General features: G+C 63.3%; 18 protein-coding genes. 3 read left to right on the top strand and 15 right to left on the bottom strand.

Going from position 1 to position 21,895, the window contains the following annotated elements; all coding sequences use genetic code 11:
• Window positions 1–4: 4 nt before the first annotated feature.
• From rplB to rpsJ, 5 genes are read right to left on the bottom strand one after another with little or no spacing between them, the layout of a single operon-like run.
• Window positions 5–844, bottom strand: a complete 840-nt coding sequence (gene rplB / locus ACFWIX_RS03255; RefSeq protein WP_050684394.1) for a 50S ribosomal protein L2 — start codon at window positions 842–844, stop codon at window positions 5–7.
• Window positions 845–873: 29 nt separating this feature from the next.
• Entirely contained in the window at window positions 874–1,179 is a 306-nt protein-coding gene (gene rplW, locus ACFWIX_RS03250; protein WP_009358306.1) for a 50S ribosomal protein L23, read from the bottom strand.
• The gene (gene rplD, locus ACFWIX_RS03245; RefSeq protein ID WP_377214668.1) at window positions 1,176–1,799 is read right to left on the bottom strand and encodes a 50S ribosomal protein L4; all 624 of its coding nucleotides are present in this window, start codon (window positions 1,797–1,799) and stop codon (window positions 1,176–1,178) included. The genes rplW and rplD overlap by 4 nt, the downstream gene beginning before the upstream one ends.
• A 4-nt stretch (window positions 1,800–1,803) precedes the next feature.
• On the bottom strand, window positions 1,804–2,454 hold the full coding sequence (rplC, locus tag ACFWIX_RS03240; protein WP_377214667.1) for a 50S ribosomal protein L3: 651 nt from the start codon (window positions 2,452–2,454) through the stop codon (window positions 1,804–1,806).
• Window positions 2,455–2,471: 17 nt separating this feature from the next.
• Window positions 2,472–2,780, bottom strand: coding sequence for a 30S ribosomal protein S10 (gene rpsJ, locus ACFWIX_RS03235; protein ID WP_003803825.1), 309 nt, complete (start codon window positions 2,778–2,780; stop codon window positions 2,472–2,474).
• Between the two features lie 398 nt (window positions 2,781–3,178).
• Here rpsJ and ACFWIX_RS03230 point away from each other — a divergent pair, with 398 nt between their 5' ends.
• A complete protein-coding gene (locus ACFWIX_RS03230) occupies window positions 3,179–4,615 on the top strand; it encodes a GH1 family beta-glucosidase (protein ID WP_377214666.1) in 1,437 nt (478 codons plus the stop codon).
• Between the two features lie 2 nt (window positions 4,616–4,617).
• On the opposite strand, the gene ACFWIX_RS03225 is transcribed toward ACFWIX_RS03230, so the two are convergent.
• From ACFWIX_RS03225 to rpoB, 7 genes are all read right to left on the bottom strand, one after another.
• Window positions 4,618–4,743, bottom strand: a complete 126-nt coding sequence (locus tag ACFWIX_RS03225; RefSeq protein WP_377214665.1) for a hypothetical protein — start codon at window positions 4,741–4,743, stop codon at window positions 4,618–4,620.
• Between the two features lie 111 nt (window positions 4,744–4,854).
• A complete protein-coding gene (gene tuf / locus ACFWIX_RS03220) occupies window positions 4,855–6,045 on the bottom strand; it encodes an elongation factor Tu (protein ID WP_377214664.1) in 1,191 nt (396 codons plus the stop codon).
• A 261-nt stretch (window positions 6,046–6,306) separates the two neighbouring features.
• Window positions 6,307–8,421 carry an elongation factor G gene (gene fusA, locus ACFWIX_RS03215; RefSeq protein ID WP_377214663.1) on the bottom strand — a complete coding sequence of 705 codons (2,115 nt, stop codon included), beginning with the start codon at window positions 8,419–8,421 and terminating at the stop codon, window positions 6,307–6,309.
• A gap of 69 nt (window positions 8,422–8,490) precedes the next feature.
• On the bottom strand, window positions 8,491–8,961 hold the full coding sequence (rpsG, locus tag ACFWIX_RS03210) for a 30S ribosomal protein S7 (RefSeq protein ID WP_003803829.1): 471 nt from the start codon (window positions 8,959–8,961) through the stop codon (window positions 8,491–8,493).
• A gap of 1 nt (window position 8,962) precedes the next feature.
• Complete coding sequence (rpsL, locus tag ACFWIX_RS03205) at window positions 8,963–9,337, bottom strand: 30S ribosomal protein S12 (protein WP_009358312.1); 375 nt, start codon at window positions 9,335–9,337, stop codon at window positions 8,963–8,965.
• 402 nt (window positions 9,338–9,739) lie between these two features.
• Complete coding sequence (locus tag ACFWIX_RS03200) at window positions 9,740–13,639, bottom strand: DNA-directed RNA polymerase subunit beta' (RefSeq protein ID WP_377214662.1); 3,900 nt, start codon at window positions 13,637–13,639, stop codon at window positions 9,740–9,742.
• 105 nt (window positions 13,640–13,744) lie between these two features.
• Window positions 13,745–17,254 (bottom strand): DNA-directed RNA polymerase subunit beta, encoded by a 3,510-nt coding sequence (rpoB, locus tag ACFWIX_RS03195; RefSeq protein ID WP_377214661.1) that lies wholly within the window; start codon window positions 17,252–17,254, stop codon window positions 13,745–13,747.
• A 408-nt stretch (window positions 17,255–17,662) separates the two neighbouring features.
• Between rpoB and ACFWIX_RS03190 the strand changes: the two genes are divergently transcribed.
• The gene (locus tag ACFWIX_RS03190; RefSeq protein ID WP_377214660.1) at window positions 17,663–18,862 is read left to right on the top strand and encodes an acetyl-CoA C-acetyltransferase; all 1,200 of its coding nucleotides are present in this window, start codon (window positions 17,663–17,665) and stop codon (window positions 18,860–18,862) included.
• Complete coding sequence (locus tag ACFWIX_RS03185; RefSeq protein WP_377214659.1) at window positions 18,862–19,359, top strand: aminoacyl-tRNA deacylase; 498 nt, start codon at window positions 18,862–18,864, stop codon at window positions 19,357–19,359. The genes ACFWIX_RS03190 and ACFWIX_RS03185 overlap by 1 nt, the downstream gene beginning before the upstream one ends.
• Before the next feature lie 56 nt (window positions 19,360–19,415).
• Here ACFWIX_RS03185 and rplL read toward each other — a convergent pair whose 3' ends face one another.
• The 3 genes from rplL to ACFWIX_RS03170 all read right to left on the bottom strand — a co-directional run bounded on the left by rplL (window position 19,416) and on the right by ACFWIX_RS03170 (window position 21,888).
• The gene (gene rplL / locus ACFWIX_RS03180) at window positions 19,416–19,793 is read right to left on the bottom strand and encodes a 50S ribosomal protein L7/L12 (protein ID WP_377214658.1); all 378 of its coding nucleotides are present in this window, start codon (window positions 19,791–19,793) and stop codon (window positions 19,416–19,418) included.
• Window positions 19,794–19,870: 77 nt separating this feature from the next.
• Window positions 19,871–20,464, bottom strand: a complete 594-nt coding sequence (gene rplJ, locus ACFWIX_RS03175) for a 50S ribosomal protein L10 (RefSeq protein ID WP_377214657.1) — start codon at window positions 20,462–20,464, stop codon at window positions 19,871–19,873.
• A 305-nt stretch (window positions 20,465–20,769) separates the two neighbouring features.
• On the bottom strand, window positions 20,770–21,888 hold the full coding sequence (locus tag ACFWIX_RS03170) for a GNAT family N-acetyltransferase (protein WP_377214656.1): 1,119 nt from the start codon (window positions 21,886–21,888) through the stop codon (window positions 20,770–20,772).
• Window positions 21,889–21,895 lie beyond the last annotated feature (7 nt).

Here is a 21,895-nt window from a genome sequence, read left to right as displayed (position 1 = left end):
GCTCCTATCGCTTGTTCTTGCCAGTACGACGGCGACGCACAATAAGCTTGTCGCTCTCTTTGTTGGGGCGGCGCGTGCGGCCTTCCCGCTTACCGTTCGGGTTGACGGGGTTACGTCCACCGGACGTCTTACCCTCACCACCACCGTGCGGGTGGTCAACCGGGTTCATGGCGACACCACGGACGGTCGGGCGGACGCCCTTCCACCGCATACGGCCGGCCTTGCCCCAGTTGATGTTCGACTGCTCGGCGTTGCCGACCTCGCCGACCGTTGCGCGGCAGCGCACGTCAACGTTGCGGATTTCGCCGGAAGGCAGGCGCAGCTGGGCGAAGCGGCCTTCCTTGGCAACGAGCTGGATGGATGCACCGGCGGAGCGGCCCATCTTGGCGCCGCCACCCGGACGCAGTTCAACTGCGTGGATAACGGTACCCACCGGGATGTTCAGCAGCGGCAGGTTGTTACCGGGCTTGATGTCAGCGCCGGCACCTGCTTCTACAACGTCACCCTGGGACAGCTTGTTGGGAGCGATGATGTAACGCTTGGTGCCATCAACGTAGTGCAGGAGCGCGATGCGAGCCGTACGGTTCGGGTCGTACTCGATTTCGGCAACGCGGGCGTTGACGCCGTCCTTGTCGTGGCGACGGAAGTCGATCAGACGGTACTGGCGCTTGTGTCCACCACCCTTGTGACGGGTGGTGATCTTACCGGTGTTGTTACGGCCGCCCTTCTTGGGCAGCGGACGTACCAACGACTTTTCCGGCGTCGACCGCGTGATTTCGGTGAAGTCCGCTACGCTCGAGCCACGACGGCCCGGGGTAGTCGGCTTGTATTTACGGATTCCCATAATTTATTTCCTCGTTAAAGTGGTCTCCGCTACGAGAGCGGACCGCCGAAGATGTCGATGGTGCCTTCTTTGAGGGTGACAATCGCACGCTTGGTGTTCTTGCGGGTACCCCATCCGAATTTGGTGCGCTTGCGCTTACCGGCACGGTTGATGGTGTTGATCGATTCGACCTTGACGGAGAAAATCTTCTCCACGGCCAGCTTGATCTCGGTCTTGTTCGAACGGGGGTCCACCAGGAAGGTGTACTTGCCCTCGTCGATCAGGCCGTAGCTCTTTTCCGAAACGACGGGTGCAAGCACAACGTCGCGCGGATCCTTGATGGTGGCTGCACTCACTTGGCATCCTCCTCGTTCTTTGCCACTGCCTTGCCGGCAACGAATGCGTCGTAGGCAGCCTTGGTGAAGACAACGTCATCAGACACGAGAACGTCGTAGGTGTTCAGCTGGTCTGCGTACAGAACGTGAACACCGGCGAGGTTGCGCACTGACAGTGCAGCAACATCGTTGGCGCGCTCGATAACGACCAGCAGGTTCTTGCGGTCGGAAACGCCGCGCAGCGTAGCCAGTGCAGTCTTGGCGGAGGGCTTGGAGCCTTCAACCAGGTCTGCAACAACGTGGATACGGCCGTTGCGTGCCCGGTCAGACAGTGCGCCGCGCAGTGCAGCAGCAATCATCTTCTTGGGGGTGCGCTGGCTGTAGTCACGCGGGGTGGGACCGTGGACAACGCCACCGCCGGTCATGTGCGGAGCACGGATAGAACCCTGACGGGCGCGGCCGGTGCCCTTCTGCTTGAACGGCTTGCGGCCTGCACCGGAAACCTCGGCGCGGGTCTTGGTCTTGTGGGTACCCTGGCGAGCAGCAGCGAGCTGGGCAACGACAACCTGGTGCAGCAGCGGCACGTTGGTCTGAACGTCGAAGATCTCTGCAGGCAGGTCAACCTGGACAGTGTTAGCCATTGAACTAGGCTCCCTTCACGGCAGTGCGTACGAAGACGACCTGGCCGCGGGCACCGGGAACGGCACCCTTGATCAGGAGCAGCGACTTCTCGACGTCAACCGCGTGGACCGTGAGGTTCAGCGTGGTGTGGCGAACGGCGCCCATGCGGCCGGCCATTCTCATGCCCTTGAAGACGCGGCTCGGGGTGGATGCGCCACCGATTGAACCGGGCTTACGGTGGTTCTTGTGGGCACCGTGGGAAGCGCCGACACCGGAGAAGCCGTGACGCTTCATAACACCGGCGAAGCCCTTACCCTTGGTGGTGCCAATGACGTCGATCTTCTGGCCGGCTTCGAAGAGCTCAACGGAGAGCTCCTGGCCCAGCTCGTACTCAGCAGCATCTGCGGTACGGAGTTCGACGACGTGGCGGCGAGGCGTGACGCCTGCCTTCTCAAAGTGACCAGCCAGCGGCTTGGTGACCTTGCGGGGGTCGATCTGGCCATAGCCGATCTGAACGGCGACGTAGCCATCGGTCTCAGCGTTGCGCAGCTGGGTGATGACGTTCGAGTCTGCCTGGACCACAGTGACGGGGATGAGCTTGTTGTTCTCGTCCCAGACCTGGGTCATGCCGAGCTTCGTGCCCAGCAGGCCCTTTACGTTACGGGTTGCGGTCATAGTCTCTCAGCACCTCCCTACAGCTTGATTTCGATGTTCACGTCGGCCGGCAGGTCGAGGCGCATGAGCGAGTCGACGGCCTTGGGCGTGGGATCGATGATGTCGATAAGACGCTTGTGCGTGCGCATTTCAAAGTGCTCGCGGCTGTCCTTGTACTTGTGCGGAGAGCGGATCACGCAGTACACGTTCTTCTCCGTCGGCAGCGGCACGGGGCCCACTACCGTTGCGCCTGCGCGCGTGACCGTCTCAACGATCTTCCGTGCTGAAACGTCAATGACCTCGTGGTCGTATGACTTCAGCCGGATGCGGATTTTTTGTCCCGCCATGTCGCCTGACTCTCTTTCAGTCTGTGCTTCCCCTGGTTAGGGCTGCCCTGTTCACTTACTCGTTGTATGGCTGCCGAAGCATTTGAGGTCGTAACCACCATCCGCCGCACAAACTGAATCCGGATGAATCCGGGTTCCTCACCTTGCCGGCGCAACCGACCCCCGCGGTCGGGCGTGTCGCGCAGTTTCACGCATATTTCCGCAGTTCCATTGGGGTGGGTTATGTTTGGTCTTCCACTTGGACCCTGGCATCCGGCATTATCCGGATCGGGACGCGAAGAAGCGCTTGAACAACTCATCTAGTATGCCGGAAATCTGCGGCAGAAGCGAATCAGCCCTTATCCACATGGCTTGGCGCAGCCATTGCCTGTCCCGCTCCGTGAATGGATGATAGTGGGATGACGCTGGAAAGCACCGATTCGGCGACTGACCTTGCCAGCCGCATCCCGCCGTCGTTCGTCCTGGGCGTGGCAGCCGCCGCGTTCCAAATCGAGGGCGCGCTCCGCACCGGCGGCCGCGGACCGTCCGGGTGGGACGCTTTCGCCGAGAAACCGGGGACCATCATTGACGGGCACTCCCCCGCAGTAGCCTGCGACCACTACAACCGGCTGCCGGAGGACGTGGCCCTGTTGCGGGAACTCGGAGTGGACTCCTATCGCTTCTCGCTGTCCTGGCCCCGCATCCAGCCGGACGGCCGCGGGGCTATCAACAACGAGGGCCTGGACTTCTACGACCGCCTGATCGACCAGCTCCTCGCCGCCGGTATCTCCCCCATGGCTACGCTGTACCACTGGGACACGCCGCTGCCGCTGGAGCACGACGGCGGCTGGCTGAGCCGCGAGACCGCGCTGCGGTTTGGCGAGTACGCAGCGGCCGCCGGCGAACGGTTCGGCGACCGCGTCGCACAATGGGTCACCCTGAACGAGCCGGTATCGGTCACGCTGAACGGCTACGCGCTCGGCGTCCACGCCCCCGGACACGCGCTGCTGTTCGATGCGCTGCCGGCCATCCACCACCAGCTCCTGGCCCATGGGCTCGGCGCGCAGGCCCTCCGAGCAGCCGGCGTGACCGGCACGGTTGGCATCACCAACCTGCACGCGCCGGTACGGCCGGCGGGACGGACGCCGGGTGACCGCCTGGTGGCCCGACTGTACGACCTCCTCATGAACCGAATCTACGCGGATCCGGTGCTGCTGGGCCGCTACCCCCGCCTCCCGCTCTATGCCCGCCCCTGGCTGCGTTCGATAGGCCGTATTTCGGACGAGGACCTGCGCACCATCCACCAGCCGCTGGACTTCTACGGCCTGAACTACTACTTCCCGGTGAGGGTAGCTCTGGGCCGGGGCAGCGCCTCGATCCCGGCCGACGTACATAAGTCGGTAGCCAGGCTGCCATTCCACGAGGTGGGCTACCCGGAGTACGGCAGCACCGGATTCGGCTGGCCCGTGGCACCGGACCACCTCGGGGTCCTCCTCGCGGAGCTCCGGGACCGCTATGAATCCGCCCTGCCGCCTGTTTACATCACCGAGGGCGGTGCCAGCTTCCCGGAGCCGGACACGGTCTCGGGGACGTACGACGACGGGCGGCGGGTCAGCTACTTGGCGTCACACCTGCGCGCAGCCCTTGATGCGACGGCTCCCGGGGGCGCCGCTGACGGCGTGGACCTGCGGGGTTACTACGTGTGGACACTAATGGACAACTTCGAGTGGGCCGCCGGCTATTCACAGCGGTTCGGGCTGGTCCATGTCGATTTCGAAACACAGAAACGAACCCCGAAGCAGTCCTTCTACTGGTACCGGACGCTCTCCATGGCACGGAAGGTCACGCGGGACTAGTCCTACTGGTTCTTGTTGGCCCGGTTGATCCGCTTGGCACGGTCAATCTCGTGCCGGAAATACTTCTTCGCCCAGAACACGCCGGCCACCACGGCTGCGGCGATGATCAGGAAGATGAGCCAGTCCACGGTGGACTCCTTTCGACCCTGCAACAGTAACAGCGGCCGGTGACGGAACGCGTTAAAGAAAAGACAGCCCCGCTGCAGTAGCAGCGGGGCTGTCCTTCAGGTCAGCAAGAGTTACTTGATGATCTTGGTAACACGTCCCGAACCAACGGTGCGGCCACCTTCACGGATTGCGAAGCCGAGGCCCTCTTCCATTGCGATCGGCTGGATGAGCGCAACGGTCATCTCAGTGTTGTCGCCGGGCATAACCATTTCCGTGCCCTCAGGCAGGGTGATAACGCCGGTAACGTCCGTCGTACGGAAGTAGAACTGCGGGCGGTAGTTCGAGTAGAACGGGTTGTGGCGTCCGCCTTCGTCCTTGGAGAGGATGTAGACGTTTGCCTCGAAGTCGGTGTGCGGGGTGATGGAACCCGGCTTGACGACAACCTGGCCACGCTCGACATCGTCGCGCTTCAGGCCACGGAGCAGCAGGCCACAGTTCTCGCCGGCCCATGCTTCGTCGAGCTGCTTGTGGAACATCTCGATACCGGTAACCGTGGTCTTCTGGACCGGGCGGATACCGACGATCTCGACCTCGGAGTTGATGGCGAGGGTTCCACGCTCGGCGCGGCCCGTAACAACGGTGCCACGGCCGGTGATGGTGAAGACGTCTTCAATCGGCATCAGGAACGGCTTGTCGCGGTCACGTACGGGGTCCGGAACGGACTCGTCGACTGCAGCCATCAGGTCCTCAACGGACTTGACCCACTCGGGGTCGCCTTCCAGCGCCTTCAGGCCGGAAACGCGCACAACGGGTGCCTCGTCGCCGTCGAAGCCCTGCGAGCTGAGCAGTTCGCGAACTTCCATTTCGACGAGGTCGAGGAGTTCCTCGTCCTCAACCATGTCGGACTTGTTCAGCGCGACCAGCAGGTAGGGAACACCAACCTGGCGGGCGAGCAGAACGTGCTCGCGGGTCTGTGCCATGGGGCCGTCGGTAGCAGCAACCACGAGGATTGCGCCGTCCATCTGGGCAGCACCGGTGATCATGTTCTTGATGTAGTCAGCGTGACCGGGGGCGTCAACGTGTGCGTAGTGACGCTTCTCGGTCTGGTACTCCACGTGGGAGATGTTGATGGTAATACCGCGCTGACGCTCTTCGGGAGCAGAGTCGATCGACGCGAAGTCGCGCTTCTCGTTGAGATCCGGGTACTTGTCGTACAGCACCTTGGAAATGGCGGCCGTCAGCGTCGTCTTACCGTGGTCAACGTGACCGATGGTGCCGATGTTGACGTGCGGCTTAGTCCGCTCGAACTTTGCCTTTGCCACAGGTTCCTCCTAGAACGTTTTCAAATGGCTTGCCCTTCGGCCGCGCTTCTCGCGGCAGAAACTCAGGCAAGTCTACTTGGGGGCTTTGGATTGGTGAAATTGCAGATTCAGGAACTAATACTAGTCCCTTGAGCCTGTTCGTGCAGATGGCCGGAATCCGGTTGAACGGACTGTGCCGGCCGCTTCCGGCCATCTGCACCGGCTCGGCCTTCCGGAACCGGAAGGCCCAGCCGAGGTTGTTCGCTGCGAGCGTCCGAAGGACTATTCGCCGCGGGTCTTCTGGATGATCTCGTCGGCAACTGCCTTCGGGACCTCGGCGTAGCTGTTGAACGTCATGGAGTACACAGCGCGGCCCTGGGTCTTCGAACGCAGGTCACCGATGTAGCCGAACATGCCGGACAGCGGAACGTGCGCGCGGATGACCTTGACACCCTGTGCGTCCTCCATGGACTGCATCTGGCCACGGCGGGAGTTGAGGTCACCGATAACTTCACCCATGTATTCCTCAGGGGTGCGGACCTCGACATCCATCAGCGGTTCGAGCAGAACAGGGTTCGCCTTGCGGGCGGCTTCCTTGAAAGCCATCCGGCCGGCGATCTTGAACGCCATTTCCGAAGAGTCAACATCGTGGTAGGCGCCGTCAACCAGCGTCGCCTTGATGCCGACCACCGGGTAGCCGGCCAGGACACCGTCATTCAGTGCATCCTGGATACCAGCGTCGACAGACGGGATGTATTCACGCGGAACACGGCCACCGGTGACCTTGTTCTCGAACTCGTACAGCTCGCCCTCGGCGGTGTCCAGCGGCTCGATCGCGATCTGGATCTTTGCGAACTGGCCCGAACCACCGGTCTGCTTCTTGTGCGTGTAGTCGTGACGCTCCACAGCACGCTTGATGGTTTCGCGGTAGGCAACCTGGGGCTTGCCCACGTTGGCCTCGACCTTGAACTCGCGGCGCATGCGGTCCACCAGGATGTCCAGGTGGAGCTCGCCCATGCCGGCGATGATCGTCTGGCCGGTGTCTTCGTTGAGGGACACCTGGAAGGTGGGGTCCTCAGCGGAGAGCTTCTGGATGGCCGTGGAGAGCTTCTCCTGGTCACCCTTGGTGTTCGGCTCAATGGCAACCGAGATCACCGGCTCCGGGAAGCTCATGGATTCCAGGACGATCTGGTTGGCAGCGTCGCAAAGGGTGTCACCGGTGGTGGTGTCCTTCAGGCCGATCGCAGCGTAGATGTGGCCGGCGGTAGCGCCCTCGACGGGCATTTCCTTGTTGGCGTGCATCTGGAAGAGCTTGCCGATGCGCTCCTTCTTGCCCTTGGTGGAGTTGACCACCTGGGCGCCTGCTTCCACGTGACCGGAGTACACGCGGATGAAGGTGAGCTGGCCGAAGAACGGGTGCGCGGCAATCTTGAAGGCCAGTGCGGAGAAGGGCTCTTCAGCGGAAGGCTTGCGGGTCAGTTCCTTCTCTTCGTCGCGGGGGTCGTGGCCGACCATCGGCGGGACGTCGAGCGGGTTCGGCAGGTAGTCCACCACGGCATCGAGCATGGGCTGAACGCCACGGTTCTTGAACGCAGAACCGCAGAAGATCGGGTACAGCTCGGAGTTGATGGTCATCTTGCGGATGCCGGCCTTGAGCTCGTCGATCGAGATCTCTTCGCCCTCGAGGTACTTCTCCATGAGTTCTTCGGAGGACTCTGCAACGGTCTCTACGAGCGCTGCGCGGTACTCTTCAGCCTTTTCCTGGAGGTCAGCCGGGATCTCGCGGATCTCGTACTTGGCACCCATGGTGACGTCGCCCTTTGCGTCGCCGGGCCAAACCAGTGCGCGCATGTAGAGCAGGTCCACGACGCCAATGAAGTCGTTCTCTGCACCGATGGGCAGCTGCATGACCAGCGGCTTGGCGCCGAGGCGGCTGATGATGGTGTCTACGGTGAAGTAGAAGTCAGCACCCAGCTTGTCCATCTTGTTGACGAAGCAGATGCGGGGAACGTTGTACTTGTCAGCCTGGCGCCAAACGGTCTCGGACTGCGGCTCAACGCCTTCCTTGCCATCGAAGACGGCAACCGCGCCGTCGAGGACGCGCAGGGAGCGCTCAACCTCAACGGTGAAGTCCACGTGGCCGGGGGTGTCGATGATGTTGATCTGGTTGTTTTCCCAGAAGCAGGTCACGGCGGCAGACGTGATGGTGATGCCGCGTTCCTTTTCCTGTTCCATCCAGTCAGTGGTCGAAGCGCCGTCGTGCGTTTCGCCGATCTTGTGGTTCACACCCGTGTAGAACAGGATGCGCTCGGTGGTGGTGGTCTTGCCGGCATCAATGTGGGCCATGATGCCGATGTTGCGGACCTTACTAAGGTCGGTAAGCACGTCCTGTGCCACGGGGTCTCCTTTTGGGATGGACTACACGTTCGCCGCCGGCTCGGTTGAGCCGGCGGCGTCCGGGAAGTATTACCAGCGGTAGTGTGCGAAGGCCTTGTTGGACTCGGCCATCTTGTGGGTGTCTTCGCGACGCTTCACAGCGGCACCGAGACCGTTGGATGCATCCAGGATTTCGTTCTGGAGGCGTTCGGTCATCGTCTTCTCGCGGCGGGCCTTGGAGTAGCCGACCAGCCAGCGCAGTGCAAGTGCGGTGGAACGGCCCGGCTTGACCTCAACCGGAACCTGGTAGGTGGCGCCACCGACACGGCGGGAGCGGACCTCGAGGGAAGGCTTGACGTTGTCCATGGCCTTCTTGAGGGCTGCAACGGGGTCGCCGCCGGACTTGGCGCGTGCGCCTTCGAGTGCACCGTAAACGATGCGCTCTGCCGTGGACTTCTTGCCGTCAACGAGCACCTTGTTGATGAGCTGGGTTACCAGCGGGGAGCCGTAAACCGGATCCGAAACGAGCGGCCGCTTGGGGGCCGGACCCTTGCGAGGCATATTACTTCTTCTCCATCTTTGCGCCGTAGCGGCTGCGTGCCTGCTTACGGTTCTTCACACCCTGGGTATCGAGGGCGCCACGGACGATCTTGTAGCGGACACCCGGAAGGTCCTTCACACGACCACCGCGAACGAGCACAATGGAGTGCTCCTGCAGGTTGTGGCCAACACCGGGGATGTAGGCGGTTACTTCCACGCCGCCGTTGAGGCGCACACGTGCCACCTTACGCAGAGCCGAGTTCGGCTTCTTCGGGGTGGTGGTGTAGACGCGGGTGCAAACACCGCGGCGCATCGGGCTGCCCTTAAGCGCGGGAGCCTTGGTCTTTGAGACCTTAGGCGTGCGGCCCTTGCGGACCAGCTGGTTAATCGTAGGCACTCTCGTGTTCTCCGTTTTATCCGGAGCAGCCGCTTCCGGCCACTCTCTTGTTGCGTTGCCCCGCCGCCCGGGCCTTGAAGTTGAACTCCAGGCGGCGAAGGCGAAGCCTTTAATAGTCGGATCGCACACCAGGGCCGGCAAAGCGTCTGCAATGTTCCCTAGGCATGCAAAAATGTGGCATACGTTGCACAAGAACCCTGCAAACCGGAAACGTCGCTCTGGCTCAGCCTTTCAGCTGGAGCCGGCGCTCTCATCCACTGCCACAATAACAATTGGTAACAAGTCTAGCATGGACGGCCCCCACCCCTTAATCGGCGGCCCCACTCCCCCAGTTGGGTTAAAGAGGAGACCCCGCCTCCCCCTGCCAAAGCAGGGCGAGACGGGGCCGGCAAGAATCACCGTTTACCGGAAGTCGTTGCCCAGGTCGTAGTCATCCAGCGGGATGGCGTGGAACTCAGGAGCTCCGTCGCCGCCCAGGGTGTCGTACGAGAAGTCACTGAATGCGCTGGGGCCAGTGAACAGGTTGGCCTTCGCTTCTTCAGTGGGCTCGACAGTGACCTCGGTGTAGCGCGGGAGGCCCGTGCCGGCCGGGATCAGCTTACCGATGATGACGTTCTCCTTGAGGCCAAGCAGCGGATCGCTCTTGCCTTCCATGGCCGCCTGCGTCAGGACGCGGGTGGTCTCCTGGAAGGAAGCTGCGGACAGCCAGGACTCGGTGGCCAGCGACGCCTTGGTGATACCCATGAGCTCGGGACGTCCGGATGCCGGAGTCTTGCCCTCGGATACAACGCGGCGGTTGGCGTCCTCGAAGCGGCTGCGCTCGGCGAGTTCGCCGGGGAGCAGGTCCGATTCGCCGGACTCGATGACCGTGACGCGGCGCAGCATCTGGCGGACGATAACCTCGACATGCTTGTCGTGGATACCGATGCCCTGGCTGCGGTACACGCCCTGCACTTCGTCCACCAGGAACTTCTGTGCGGCGCGGGGACCCATGATGCGCAGGACCTGCTTGGGGTCCACAGGACCGTTGATCAGCTTCTGGCCGACGGCAACGTGGTCGCCGTCTTCGATCAGCAGGCGTGAACGGCGCAGGACCGGGTACGCGATCTCTTCGGTTCCGTCATCCGGGGTGATGACCAGGCGCATCTGGCGCTCGGACTCTTCGATGGTGATGCGGCCGGCTGCCTCGGCAATCGGCGCAACACCCTTCGGAGTACGGGCTTCGAAGAGCTCCTGGATACGGGGCAGACCCTGGGTGATGTCGTCGCCACCGCTGGCGGAAACTGCACCACCGGTGTGGAACGTACGCATGGTCAGCTGGGTACCGGGCTCACCGATGGACTGTGCAGCGATGATGCCGACGGCCTCGCCGATGTCCACGGTCTTGCCGGTGGCCAGCGAACGGCCATAGCAGAGCGCGCAGGTGCCGACGCTGGACTCACACGTGAGTACGGAGCGGACCTTGACCTCGGTGATGCCTGCCTTGAACAGCTCGTCGATGACGACGTCGCCGCAGTCGGTGCCGGCGGCTGCGAGGACCTTGCCCTCGGAGTCGACGACGTCGACGGCCAGCGTACGTGCGTAGGCACTGTTCTCGACGTTCTCGTCCAGGACCAGCTCACCGTTGGAATCGGCGACGGCGATGGGCGTAACCAGGCCACGCTCGGTGCCGCAGTCCTCTTCGCGGACGATGACGTCCTGAGAGACGTCCACCAGACGGCGGGTCAGGTAACCCGAGTTGGCGGTACGCAGCGCAGTGTCGGCAAGACCCTTACGTGCACCGTGGGTGGCGATGAAGTATTCCAGCACCGACAGGCCCTCGCGGTAGGAGGACTTGATGGGACGCGGGATGATCTCACCCTTCGGGTTGGCCACCAGGCCACGGATACCCGCGATCTGGCGGACCTGCATCCAGTTACCACGTGCACCGGAGGACACCATGCGGTTGATCGTGTTCATCGGGGACAGGCTCTCGCGCATCACCGAAGCGATCTCGTTGGTGGCCTTGTTCCAGATCTCGATCAGTTCCTGGCGGCGCTCGTCGTCGTCGATCAGGCCCTTGTCGTACTGGCCCTGGATCTTGGCCGCGCGCTCCTCGTAACCGGCGAGGATCTCCGGCTTGGCGGCCGGAACCTCGATGTCCGAGATGGCAACGGTGACGCCGGAGCGGGTGGCCCAGTAGAAACCGGCATCCTTCAGGTTGTCCAGCGTTGCCGCGGTGACGACCTTCGGGTAGCGCTCGGCGAGGTCGTTGACGATGCGGGACAGTTCGCCCTTGTCGGCAACAGCTTCAACCCAGGGGTAGTCCTCGGGCAGGGTTTCGTTGAAGAGAACCTGGCCCAGGGAGGTCTGGACGAGTGCGGGCTGACCCGGCTCCCAGCCTTCCGGAGCTTCCCAGCCGGCGTACGGTACGAACCCTTCAAGGCGGATCTTAACCTGCGAGTTCAGGTGCAGCTCGCGGGCATCGAACGCCATGATGGCTTCGGAAACCGAACCGAAGACGCGGCCTTCACCTGCGGAACCAACGCGCTTGGTGGTCAGGTGGTAGAGGCCGATGATCATATCCTGCGAAGGCAGGGTGACCGGACGTCCGTCAGAGGGCTTCAGGATGTTGTTCGAGGACAGCATCAGGATGCGTGCCTCAGCCTGCGCCTCGGGGCTCAGCGGCAGGTGCACTGCCATCTGGTCGCCGTCGAAGTCGGCGTTGAACGCACCACACACCAGCGGGTGAAGCTGGATGGCCTTGCCTTCAACAAGCTGCGGCTCGAACGCCTGGATACCCAGGCGGTGCAGGGTAGGTGCACGGTTGAGCAGCACCGGGTGTTCGGTGATGATCTCTTCCAGGACGTCCCAGACCTGCGGGCGGTAGCGCTCAACCATCCGCTTGGCCGACTTGATGTTCTGCGCGTGGTTGAGGTCGACCAGGCGCTTCATCACGAACGGCTTGAAGAGCTCCAGGGCCATCTGCTTGGGCAGGCCGCACTGGTGCAGCTTCAGCTGCGGGCCAACGACGATGACCGAACGGCCGGAGTAGTCGACGCGCTTGCCGAGGAGGTTCTGGCGGAAACGGCCCTGCTTGCCCTTGAGCATGTCGCTCAGGGACTTCAGCGGACGGTTGCCCGGGCCGGTGACGGGACGGCCGCGGCGGCCGTTGTCGAAGAGGCTGTCAACAGCTTCCTGAAGCATGCGTTTCTCGTTGTTGACGATGATCTCCGGAGCGCCCAGGTCAAGCAGGCGCTTGAGGCGGTTGTTCCGGTTGATCACGCGGCGGTACAGGTCGTTGAGGTCGGAGGTCGCGAAGCGGCCACCGTCCAGCTGGACCATGGGGCGCAGTTCCGGCGGGATCACCGGGACGGCGTCGAGGACCATGCCAAGCGGGCTGTTGTTGGTGGTCAGGAACGCGTTGACCACCTTCAGGCGCTTGAGGGCACGGGTCTTGCGCTGGCCCTTGCCGTTGGCAATGATGTCGCGCAGTGCCTCGGACTCGGCCTGCATGTCGAAGTTCTCAAGGCGCTTCTTGATGGCTTCGGCACCCATGGAGCCTTCGAAGTACATGCCGTAGCGGTCGCGCAGTTCGCGGTACAGGCCTTCGTCACCTTCGAGGTCGGCGACCTTGAGGTTCTTGAAGCGGTCCCAGACCTGCTCGAGGCGCTCGATGTCGGCGTCGGCACGCTTGCGCACGTTGGCCATCTGGCGGTCGGCGGAGTCGCGGGCCTTCTTCTTGTCGGCAGCCTTGGCGCCTTCGCCCTCGAGGCGGGCGATTTCGCCTTCGAGGTCGCGGGCGATCGCCGCGATGTCGGAGTCGCGGTTGTCGATCAGCTGCTTCTTCTCGATGTCGTGCTCAACCTGCAGGTTGGGCAGTTCCTCGTGGCGGGCAGCCTCGTCAACGCTGGTGATCATGTAGGCAGCGAAGTAGATGACCTTCTCAAGGTCCTTCGGGGCCAGGTCAAGGAGGTAGCCCAGGCGGGAGGGAACACCCTTGAAGTACCAGATGTGCGTGACCGGTGCGGCCAGTTCAATGTGGCCCATGCGTTCGCGGCGGACCTTGGCGCGGGTGACTTCGACGCCACAGCGCTCACAGATGATGCCCTTGAAGCGCACGCGCTTGTACTTGCCGCAGTAGCATTCCCAGTCGCGGGACGGGCCGAAGATCTTCTCGCAGAAGAGGCCGTCCTTCTCGGGCTTGAGCGTGCGGTAGTTGATGGTTTCCGGCTTCTTAACCTCGCCGTAAGACCAGCCGCGGATGTCTTCCGCGGTGGCGAGGCCGATCTGCATGAGGCCGAAGGAGGATTCGCTGGACATAGGGTCCCTGTTCTCTCTTGTTCTCTAAATTCTGAAGTCTTGGGTGCGGGATGAGGGAGGGAGCTTACGACGGCGGGTGGGCACCCGCCGTCGTAAGCCCACCTGCTAAACCTCTTCTACGGAGCTGGGCTCTGCGCGAGACAGATCGATGCCCAGTTCTTCCGCAGCCGTGAAGACTGCGTCATCAGAGTCACGCATTTCAATTGTGGTTCCGTCCGTGGAAAGCACTTCCACGTTCAGGCACAGCGACTGCATTTCCTTGATCAAGACCTTGAAGGACTCGGGAACGCCCGGCTCGGGGATGTTCTCGCCCTTGACGATGGCTTCGTAGACCTTGACGCGGCCGTGGATGTCATCGGACTTGATGGTGAGGAGCTCCTGGAGCGTGTAGGCGGCGCCGTAAGCTTCGAGCGCCCACACTTCCATTTCACCGAAGCGCTGGCCACCGAACTGTGCCTTACCACCCAGCGGCTGCTGCGTGATCATGGAGTACGGGCCGGTGGAGCGCGCGTGGATCTTGTCGTCCACCAGGTGGTGGAGCTTCAGGATGTACATGTAGCCGACCGAGATCGGATCCGGGAACGGCTCGCCGGAGCGGCCGTCAAAGAGACGGGTCTTGCCGGAGGAGTCGATCAGGCGGTCGCCGTCGCGGGTCACGTTGGTGGAGTCCAGCAGGCCCGTGATTTCCTCTTCGCGGGCACCGTCGAACACCGGGGTGGCGACGGTGGTCTGGCCGCTCTCACGCGGCAGGTTGGGAAGCTGCTTGACCCATTCCGGCTCGCCTTCGATCTTCCAGCCGGTCTTGGCAACCCAGCCGAGGTGGGTTTCCAGGACCTGGCCCACGTTCATACGGCCCGGAACACCCAGCGGGTTCAGGACGATGTCAACGGGGGTGCCGTCCGCAAGGAAGGGCATGTCCTCGACCGGAAGGATCTTGGAGATAACGCCCTTGTTGCCGTGGCGGCCTGCGAGCTTGTCGCCGTCGGTGATCTTGCGCTTGGCAGCCACGTAGACGCGGACCAGCTGGTTGACGCCCGGGGGCAGCTCGTCGTCGTTGTCGCGGTCGAAGACGCGGACGCCGATGACGGTGCCGGACTCGCCGTGGGGCACCTTCAGGGAGGTGTCGCGCACTTCGCGGGACTTCTCGCCGAAGATGGCGCGCAGCAGGCGCTCTTCCGGGGTCAGCTCGGTTTCACCCTTCGGGGTGACCTTTCCGACCAGGATGTCGCCGGCTTCGACCTCGGCACCGATGTGGATGATGCCGCGCTCGTCCAGGCCCGCCAGGACTTCCTCGGACACGTTCGGGATGTCACGGGTGATTTCCTCGGCACCAAGCTTGGTGTCGCGGGCATCGATCTCGTGCTCCTCGATGTGGATGGAGGAAAGGACGTCCTCGGCAACAATGCGCTGCGAGAGGATGATGGCGTCCTCGAAGTTGTGGCCTTCCCAGGACATGAATGCCACGAGCAGGTTCTTGCCCAGGGCAAGCTCGCCCTGGTCCGTTGCCGGGCCGTCGGCAATGATGCCACCAACCTCGAGGCGCTGGCCTTCGTTCACCAGGACACGGTGGTTGTAGCAGTTGCCCTGGTTGGAGCGGGCGAACTTGTTGATGCGGTAGTTGGTCTCCGTGCCGTCGTCGTTGAGCATGATGACGAGCTCGGCGGACACCTCGGTGACCACGCCGGCCTTTTTGGCGATGACAACGTCACCGGCATCAACGGCAGCGGCGCGCTCCATGCCGGTACCCACGAACGGGGCCTCGGAACGGACCAGCGGCACGGCCTGGCGCTGCATGTTGGCACCCATGAGTGCGCGGTTGGCGTCGTCGTGCTCGAGGAACGGGATCAGGGCGGTAGCCACGGACACCATCTGGCGCGGGGAAACGTCCATGAACTCGACATCCTCGGCGGGGACCAGCACGGGCTCGCCTCCACCACCACGGGCACGGACCAGGACGGTCTCTTCCGCGAAGCGCTTGTTCTCGTCCAGCGGCGCGTTGGCCTGGGCGATCAGCACCTCGGCCTCGTCGTCGGCCGTCAGATACTGGACGTCGTCGGAAACGACGCCGTCCTTGACCTTGCGGTACGGGGTCTCGATGAAACCGAACGGGTTGATGCGTCCGTAGGATGCCAGCGAACCGATCAGACCAATGTTCGGGCCTTCAGGGGTTTCGATGGGGCACATGCGTCCGTAGTGGGACGGGTGCACGTCACGGACTTCCATGCCTGCGCGGTCACGGGACAGACCACCGGGGCCAAGGGCCGACAGGCGGCGCTTGTGGGTCAGGCCCGAGAGCGGGTTGTTCTGGTCCATGAACTGCGACAGCTGGGACGTTCCGAAGAACTCCTTGATGGCTGCAACCACGGGGCGGATGTTGATCAGGGTCTGCGGCGTGATGGCCTCGACGTCCTGGGTGGTCATACGCTCGCGGACAACGCGCTCCATGCGGGACAGGCCGGTGCGGACCTGGTTCTCGATGAGCTCGCCGACGGCGCGGATACGGCGGTTGCCGAAGTGGTCGATGTCGTCGATGTCGACGCGCAGGTCCACTTCCTGGCCGTCGCGGGTGCCCTTGATGGTCTTCTCGCCTGCGTGCAGCGCAACGAGGAACTTGATCATGGCCACAATGTCTTCAACGTGCAGGACCGAAGCTTCCTTGTCGCCAAGGGAGCGGTCGATGCCAAGCTTGCGGTTGATCTTGTAGCGGCCAACCTTGGCCAGATCGTAGCGCTTGGAGTTGAAGTACAGGTTGTCCAGCAGGGACTGGGCAGCCTCGACGGTGGGCGGCTCGCCCGGACGCAGCTTGCGGTAGATGTCCAGCAGGGCGTCTTCGCGGGTTTCGGTGGCGTCCTTCTCCAGGGTTGCCCGCATGGAGTCGTACTGGCCGAACTCTTCGAGGATCTGGCCTTCGGTCCAGCCGAGGGCCTTCAGCAGCACCGTGACGGACTGCTTGCGCTTCCGGTCCAGGCGTACGCCGACCTGGTCGCGCTTGTCGATTTCGAGCTCGAACCAGGCGCCGCGGGACGGGATGATCTTCGCGGTGAAGATGTCCTTGTCGCTGGTCTTGTCGGCGGCACGCTCAAAATAGGCGCCCGGCGAACGGACCAGCTGGGAGACGACGACACGCTCGGTGCCGTTGACCACGAAGGTGCCCTTCTCCGTCATCAGCGGGAAGTCGCCCATGAACACGGTCTGCTGCTTGATTTCGCCCGTGTTGTTGTTCATGAACTCGGCCTTGACGTACAGCGGAGCCGAGTACGTAGCGTCCCGGTCCTTGCATTCGGCCATGGTGTACTTGGGGTCAGCGAACTCCGGATCGGAGAAGCTCAGGGACATGGTGCCCTGGAAGTCCTCGATCGGGGAGATCTCTTCGAAGATGTCCGACAGGCCGGACGTGGTGGCGACGCTGAGATCGTTTTCTTCGACGGCCTTCGCTACGCGTGCCTGCCAGCGCTCGTTGCCGACCAGCCAGTCAAAGCTGTCCGTCTGCAGGGCAAGCAGATTCGGAACGTCAAGAGGTTCGTGAATCTTTGCGAATGAGAGCCGGCGAGTGGCACCATCAGTGCTGTCGGCGGTGTTAGCGGTTTCGTTATTAGAGGTGCTCGAGGCGACCAAGAGGGATCCTTCCACAGACCTTCAGGCGTTTTCAGATCTCCCCCGCTGTGCACCCTGCGAAGTGACTCCGCAGCGCTACCATCCGGTTCCGCTATATGACCCGGGGCCCGTGCCGGCCGTGCTGCGACAAGTGTCGCGGCACCTCGATTGCCAGCTGCCAGGCGAAGCCCACCGCTATATGAAGGCTGAAGGTAAACAGGGAAGACGCAAATATCTACGATACGGCAAAACAGCCTGCCTGTCTACCCCACATCCGGCCGGATTGCAAGCACGGATTCGTTGGCCGCCCGGGCATGCCGGCACGGGCCCCTTCCCCGCGGGTCCCGGGGACCGGGTTTGAATAGTTGGGTGACGGGGGTCACGATAGCCTTAGTGGCCTTACACCGGATCAGATGGGAAGAGATAACCATGGGCAACACCCCCGACAACAGCGATGTTGTCATCATCGCAGCAGCGCGGACCCCGCAGGGCCGGATCAATGGCCAGCTGGCCAGCTTCACCGCCGTGGACCTTGGAGCCCACGCCATCCGGGCCGCGCTGGCCAGGAGCGGGGTCGACGCGGACCAGGTGGACGCCGTGGTCATGGGTCAGGTGTTGCAGGCAGGGGCCGGCCAGAACCCGGCACGCCAAAGCGCGGTGGCCGCCGGTATCGGCTGGAACGTTCCCGCCGTCACCCTGAACAAGGTCTGCCTCTCCGGCCTCACCGCAGTGATCGACGCGGCCCGGCTGATCCGATCCGGCGAGGCGACCGTGGTGGTGGCCGGCGGCCAGGAATCGATGACCCGCGCACCCCACGTCCTTCCCGGGTCGCGCCAAGGGTGGACCTACGGCACCATCAACGCCCTGGATTCGGCTGCCCACGATGGGCTGACCGACGCCTTCGACGGCGAGTCGATGGGCCTGTCCACTGAGAAGCGCAACCTGTCGCTCGGCATCGACCGGACCTCCCAGGACGAGGTGGCCGCCCAGTCGCACCAGCGCGCGGCGCTGGCGGCCAAGAACGGAACGTTCGACGACGAGATCGTCGCTTTGAGCGTCAAGCAGCGCAAGGGCGACCCGCTGCAGGTCGAAACCGACGAAGGCGTCCGGCCCAACACGTCCGTGGAATCGCTCGCCGGCCTTCGCGCTGCGTTCGTCACGGACGGAACCATCACGGCCGGAAACTCCTCTCCCCTGTCCGATGGCGCCGCTGCGCTCGTCCTGACCTCAAGGGGCTATGCGGAACAGCACGGACTCGAGTACCTGGCCGTGGTTGGCAAGCCCGGGCAGGTGGCTGGGCCGGACAACTCCCTGCACTCCCAGCCCGCGAACGCCATCGCTCACGCCCTGGGCCGCGCCGGCTGGAACACCGCGGACCTGGACTTCATCGAAATCAACGAGGCCTTCGGATCCGTCGCGGTCCAGTCCCTCAAGGACCTGGATTACCCGCTGGAGAAGTGCAACATCCACGGCGGCGCCATCGCGCTGGGCCACCCGATCGGCGCCTCGGGCGCCCGACTGGCCACCCACGCAGCCCACGAGCTGAAGCGCCGCGGTAGGGGCAAGGCAGCCGTGGCCCTGTGCGGCGGCGGCGGACAGGGCGAAGCCCTCCTGCTGTACCGCGACTGATGGTACACTCTGGCGGGGAGGCGGGGAACGCCGTCGGACGTGAACGCTTTCTGGCCGACGCCGCGGCGCGGGGGCTCCACGTGGAGGTTGTGGAGCGCCCGGCCGCCCTGAGCCTCGAGGAGGCGGCGGCCGGGATGGGAATCTCCCCCGCGGACATCGTCAAATCCCTGGTGGTCAAGCACAAGGACGGCAGCTTCCTCTTCGCCCTGATTCCCGGCGACCGGCAGATTTCGTGGCCAAAGCTGCGGACCCTCGTGGGGGTCAATAAGCTGTCGCTGCCGCCGGCGGACATGGCGTTGAAGGCAACAGGGTACGAACGCGGGACCATAACCCCGCTGGGAAGCGTCACCGCGTGGCCCGTCTATGCGGATGCCAGCATCACCGGCCGGCGGATCTCCATGGGTGCCGGCGCCCACGGCTATAGCGCCTTCGTCGACGCCGACGCCCTGACGTCCGCCCTGGACGCCGTGGTGGCTGACATCTCCGATCCTGTCTAGGACGCAAAAAACCCCGCCCACCGGAGTGGACGGGGTTTTTCGCGGAGTAAGCGCTGTTACTTGAGGGTAACGGTGGCGCCTGCAGCCTCGAGCTGCTCCTTGGCCTTCTCGGCGGTCTCCTTGTTGGCACCTTCGAGGACAGCCTTGGGGGCACCGTCAACCAGGTCCTTGGCTTCCTTGAGGCCCAGGGAGGTGATGGCGCGGACTTCCTTGATCACTGCGATCTTCTTGTCGCCTGCAGCTTCGAGGATGACGTCGAAGTCAGTCTTCTCTTCAGCTTCTTCTGCAGCGCCGCCGGCAGCGGGGCCAGCAACTGCAACAGCAGCAGCGGTAACTTCGAAGGTCTCTTCGAAGAGCTTGACGAACTCGGAGAGCTCGATGATGGTCAGTTCCTTGAAAGCTTCAATGAGCTCTTCGTTGCTGAGCTTCGCCATGGTAGGCGTCCTTCCTGTTGTGGTGTTCAGCGGCGCAGGGCCGTGCGTCACACCGGAGTCTTGTGGGGTAAAGAGAATTAGTTCTCTTCGGCAGCTGCGGCTTCGGCGGGTGCTTCTGCACCGGCTTCTGCTTCAGCGGCGGGAGCTTCTTCAGCGGCAGGAGCCTCGGCAGCTGCCGGTGCACCGTTCTCTTCTTCAAGCTTGAGGCGCAGTGCGTCAATGATGCGTGCAGCTGCGGCGGCGGGTGCCTTGAGGACGCCTGCAACCTTGGCGAGCTGCAGCTCGCGGGACTCGAGTGCTGCCAGGGCAGCAACTTCGCTGGCGTTCAGTGCCTTGCCCTCGAAGTAACCGGTCTTGATGACCAGCTGCTTGTTGGCCTTGGCAAAATCCGTCAGGCTCTTGGCAGCGGCAACTGCGTCACCCTTGATGAACGCGATTGCAGTGGGGCCGGCAAGCTGGCCGTCGAATGCTTCGACGCCGGCTTCCTTGGCTGCAATGGCGGTCAGGGTGTTCTTGACGACCGCGAACTTGGTGTCCTGGCCGAGAGAAACACGCAGCTGCTTGAGCTGTGCAACGGTGAGCCCGCGGTATTCGGTCAGGACAGCGGCGTTCGATTCGTTGAAATCGTTAGTGATCTCAGCTACTGCTGAAACCTTGGTAGGCGTTGCCATAACCCTCCTTCCGGGGATAGTGCCGGTATTCGACGGTCCCTGCTCAGAAGAGCTAAAACTAAAAACGCCCCGCGCAGATGCACGGGGCTTGGCTCAACACGGTAGCCCGTGGAGCGTTGCTTCGTTCACCTGCGCCGGCCGCCCTGCGTTGAGGGTCCTTCGTCCGGAAAACCACTGGGCCTCCCGCGCATGACTGCAGAAGTGAGCCATGTTCGAGAGAGTGGATTTCCAACAACCGACGGTCTTTGGTCATCCCAGTCTACGGGAGGCGGCGCAGTGCACCAAATCGGGGGCTTGCCAGCCCTTCAGCTGGTGCTTGAGTGCAGCCGCGGCAGCTCTTTCTGCCAGATCCCGGTAACGCCTGCGGTATGGAAGCCAAGCTGCTTGTTGACCGTCAGCAGGTACCGGTTTTCCGGGGCGTTCCAGGTATAGATCACGCGGGCATCGGGGAACTGCTCGGTGAGGCGCTCCATATTGGCCACCTTGATGAGCAGGCCCAGCTTGTTGCCCCGGTGCTCCTGCAGGACGATCGTGTCGTCCTGGAAGACCACGTCCGCGCGGTGCGCAAGGACTGTGATGGTGGTCAGCCCTGCCAGGGTGCCGGTGGCGAGATGCTCGACGGCGGTAACCACCGTCCGCCGTCCCTGCGCAATGGCGACCTCTTCGGCTTCCCGGAGGATGCCGCCGTCGAACACCATCTCCTGTTCCACCGGCACATCAAGGTCCGGATCCACGTCCGCGCCCGCCTGGTTCTCCAGGGCTGCCACCGCCTCCAGCCAGCGCTCGGGGCAGCGGTCCGTCCAGTGATGGAGCCGGTACCGGCCGTGGTTGGCCTCCTCCGCCTCCGCCTGCAGGTCCGCGACCAGCCTGGTGTCCAGGGGAAGGGCACACGAACTGAACTGTTCGATGTGCTGCAGGGTGTAGCCCATCTTGCGGGCAAACTCGACCTCCCGGCTTTCCAGCGGAACAAATCCCTGGCCGGAACCCGGGACCAGCTGTTCGGGCTCGAACTCGTGCAGCGAAGCGCCGGGGTGGTTGGTGTCCACCAGGATCATGGTGCGGCCCTCGCCCCGGGCGAAGTGCTCGGCCGCCTCCAGCAGGCGCCGCCCCACACCCTGCCGCTGGTATTCGGGGAGGATGTCCAGGGTGAATTCGGCGATGTCCAGGTGGTCCGTCAGCGGAAGGGCGATGTCAACGGTGCCCACGATGGCGCCGTCCACTTTGGCGACCAGGATCAGCTGCCGCTCGTAGGGGTCCTGGAATTCCAGCAGCTTCTCGAGCGGGCCATACGCGAGATCATCGCTCCCCCACGTCTGCATGCGCACCTTCCGGCCCACCTCGACGGCGGCCAGGAAGTCTGCGGCGTCCGCGGCTTCCAGGGACTCCGGGATCCAGAGCTGTTCGATCTTCACGTCTCTTGCCATTGGGGGC

It is taken from the genome of Pseudarthrobacter sp. NPDC058362 (assembly GCF_042723515.1).
Classification (GTDB): Bacteria; Actinomycetota; Actinomycetes; order Actinomycetales; family Micrococcaceae; genus Arthrobacter.
This window is presented reverse-complemented; position numbering and strand designations above follow the sequence as displayed.

Coding starts and splice junctions, on each gene's coding strand:
- ACFWIX_RS03190 (WP_377214660.1), top strand. CDS start 17,663: ATGGGCAACACCCCCGACAACAGCGATGTTGTCATCATCGCAGCAGCG.
- rplC (WP_377214667.1), bottom strand. CDS start 2,454: ATGACCGCAACCCGTAACGTAAAGGGCCTGCTGGGCACGAAGCTCGGC.
- rplL (WP_377214658.1), bottom strand. CDS start 19,793: ATGGCGAAGCTCAGCAACGAAGAGCTCATTGAAGCTTTCAAGGAACTG.
- rpsJ (WP_003803825.1), bottom strand. CDS start 2,780: ATGGCGGGACAAAAAATCCGCATCCGGCTGAAGTCATACGACCACGAG.
- ACFWIX_RS03230 (WP_377214666.1), top strand. CDS start 3,179: ATGACGCTGGAAAGCACCGATTCGGCGACTGACCTTGCCAGCCGCATC.
- rplJ (WP_377214657.1), bottom strand. CDS start 20,464: ATGGCAACGCCTACCAAGGTTTCAGCAGTAGCTGAGATCACTAACGAT.
- ACFWIX_RS03170 (WP_377214656.1), bottom strand. CDS start 21,888: ATGGCAAGAGACGTGAAGATCGAACAGCTCTGGATCCCGGAGTCCCTG.
- rpsG (WP_003803829.1), bottom strand. CDS start 8,961: ATGCCTCGCAAGGGTCCGGCCCCCAAGCGGCCGCTCGTTTCGGATCCG.
- ACFWIX_RS03200 (WP_377214662.1), bottom strand. CDS start 13,639: ATGTCCAGCGAATCCTCCTTCGGCCTCATGCAGATCGGCCTCGCCACC.
- rplB (WP_050684394.1), bottom strand. CDS start 844: ATGGGAATCCGTAAATACAAGCCGACTACCCCGGGCCGTCGTGGCTCG.
- rplD (WP_377214668.1), bottom strand. CDS start 1,799: ATGGCTAACACTGTCCAGGTTGACCTGCCTGCAGAGATCTTCGACGTT.
- ACFWIX_RS03185 (WP_377214659.1), top strand. CDS start 18,862: ATGGTACACTCTGGCGGGGAGGCGGGGAACGCCGTCGGACGTGAACGC.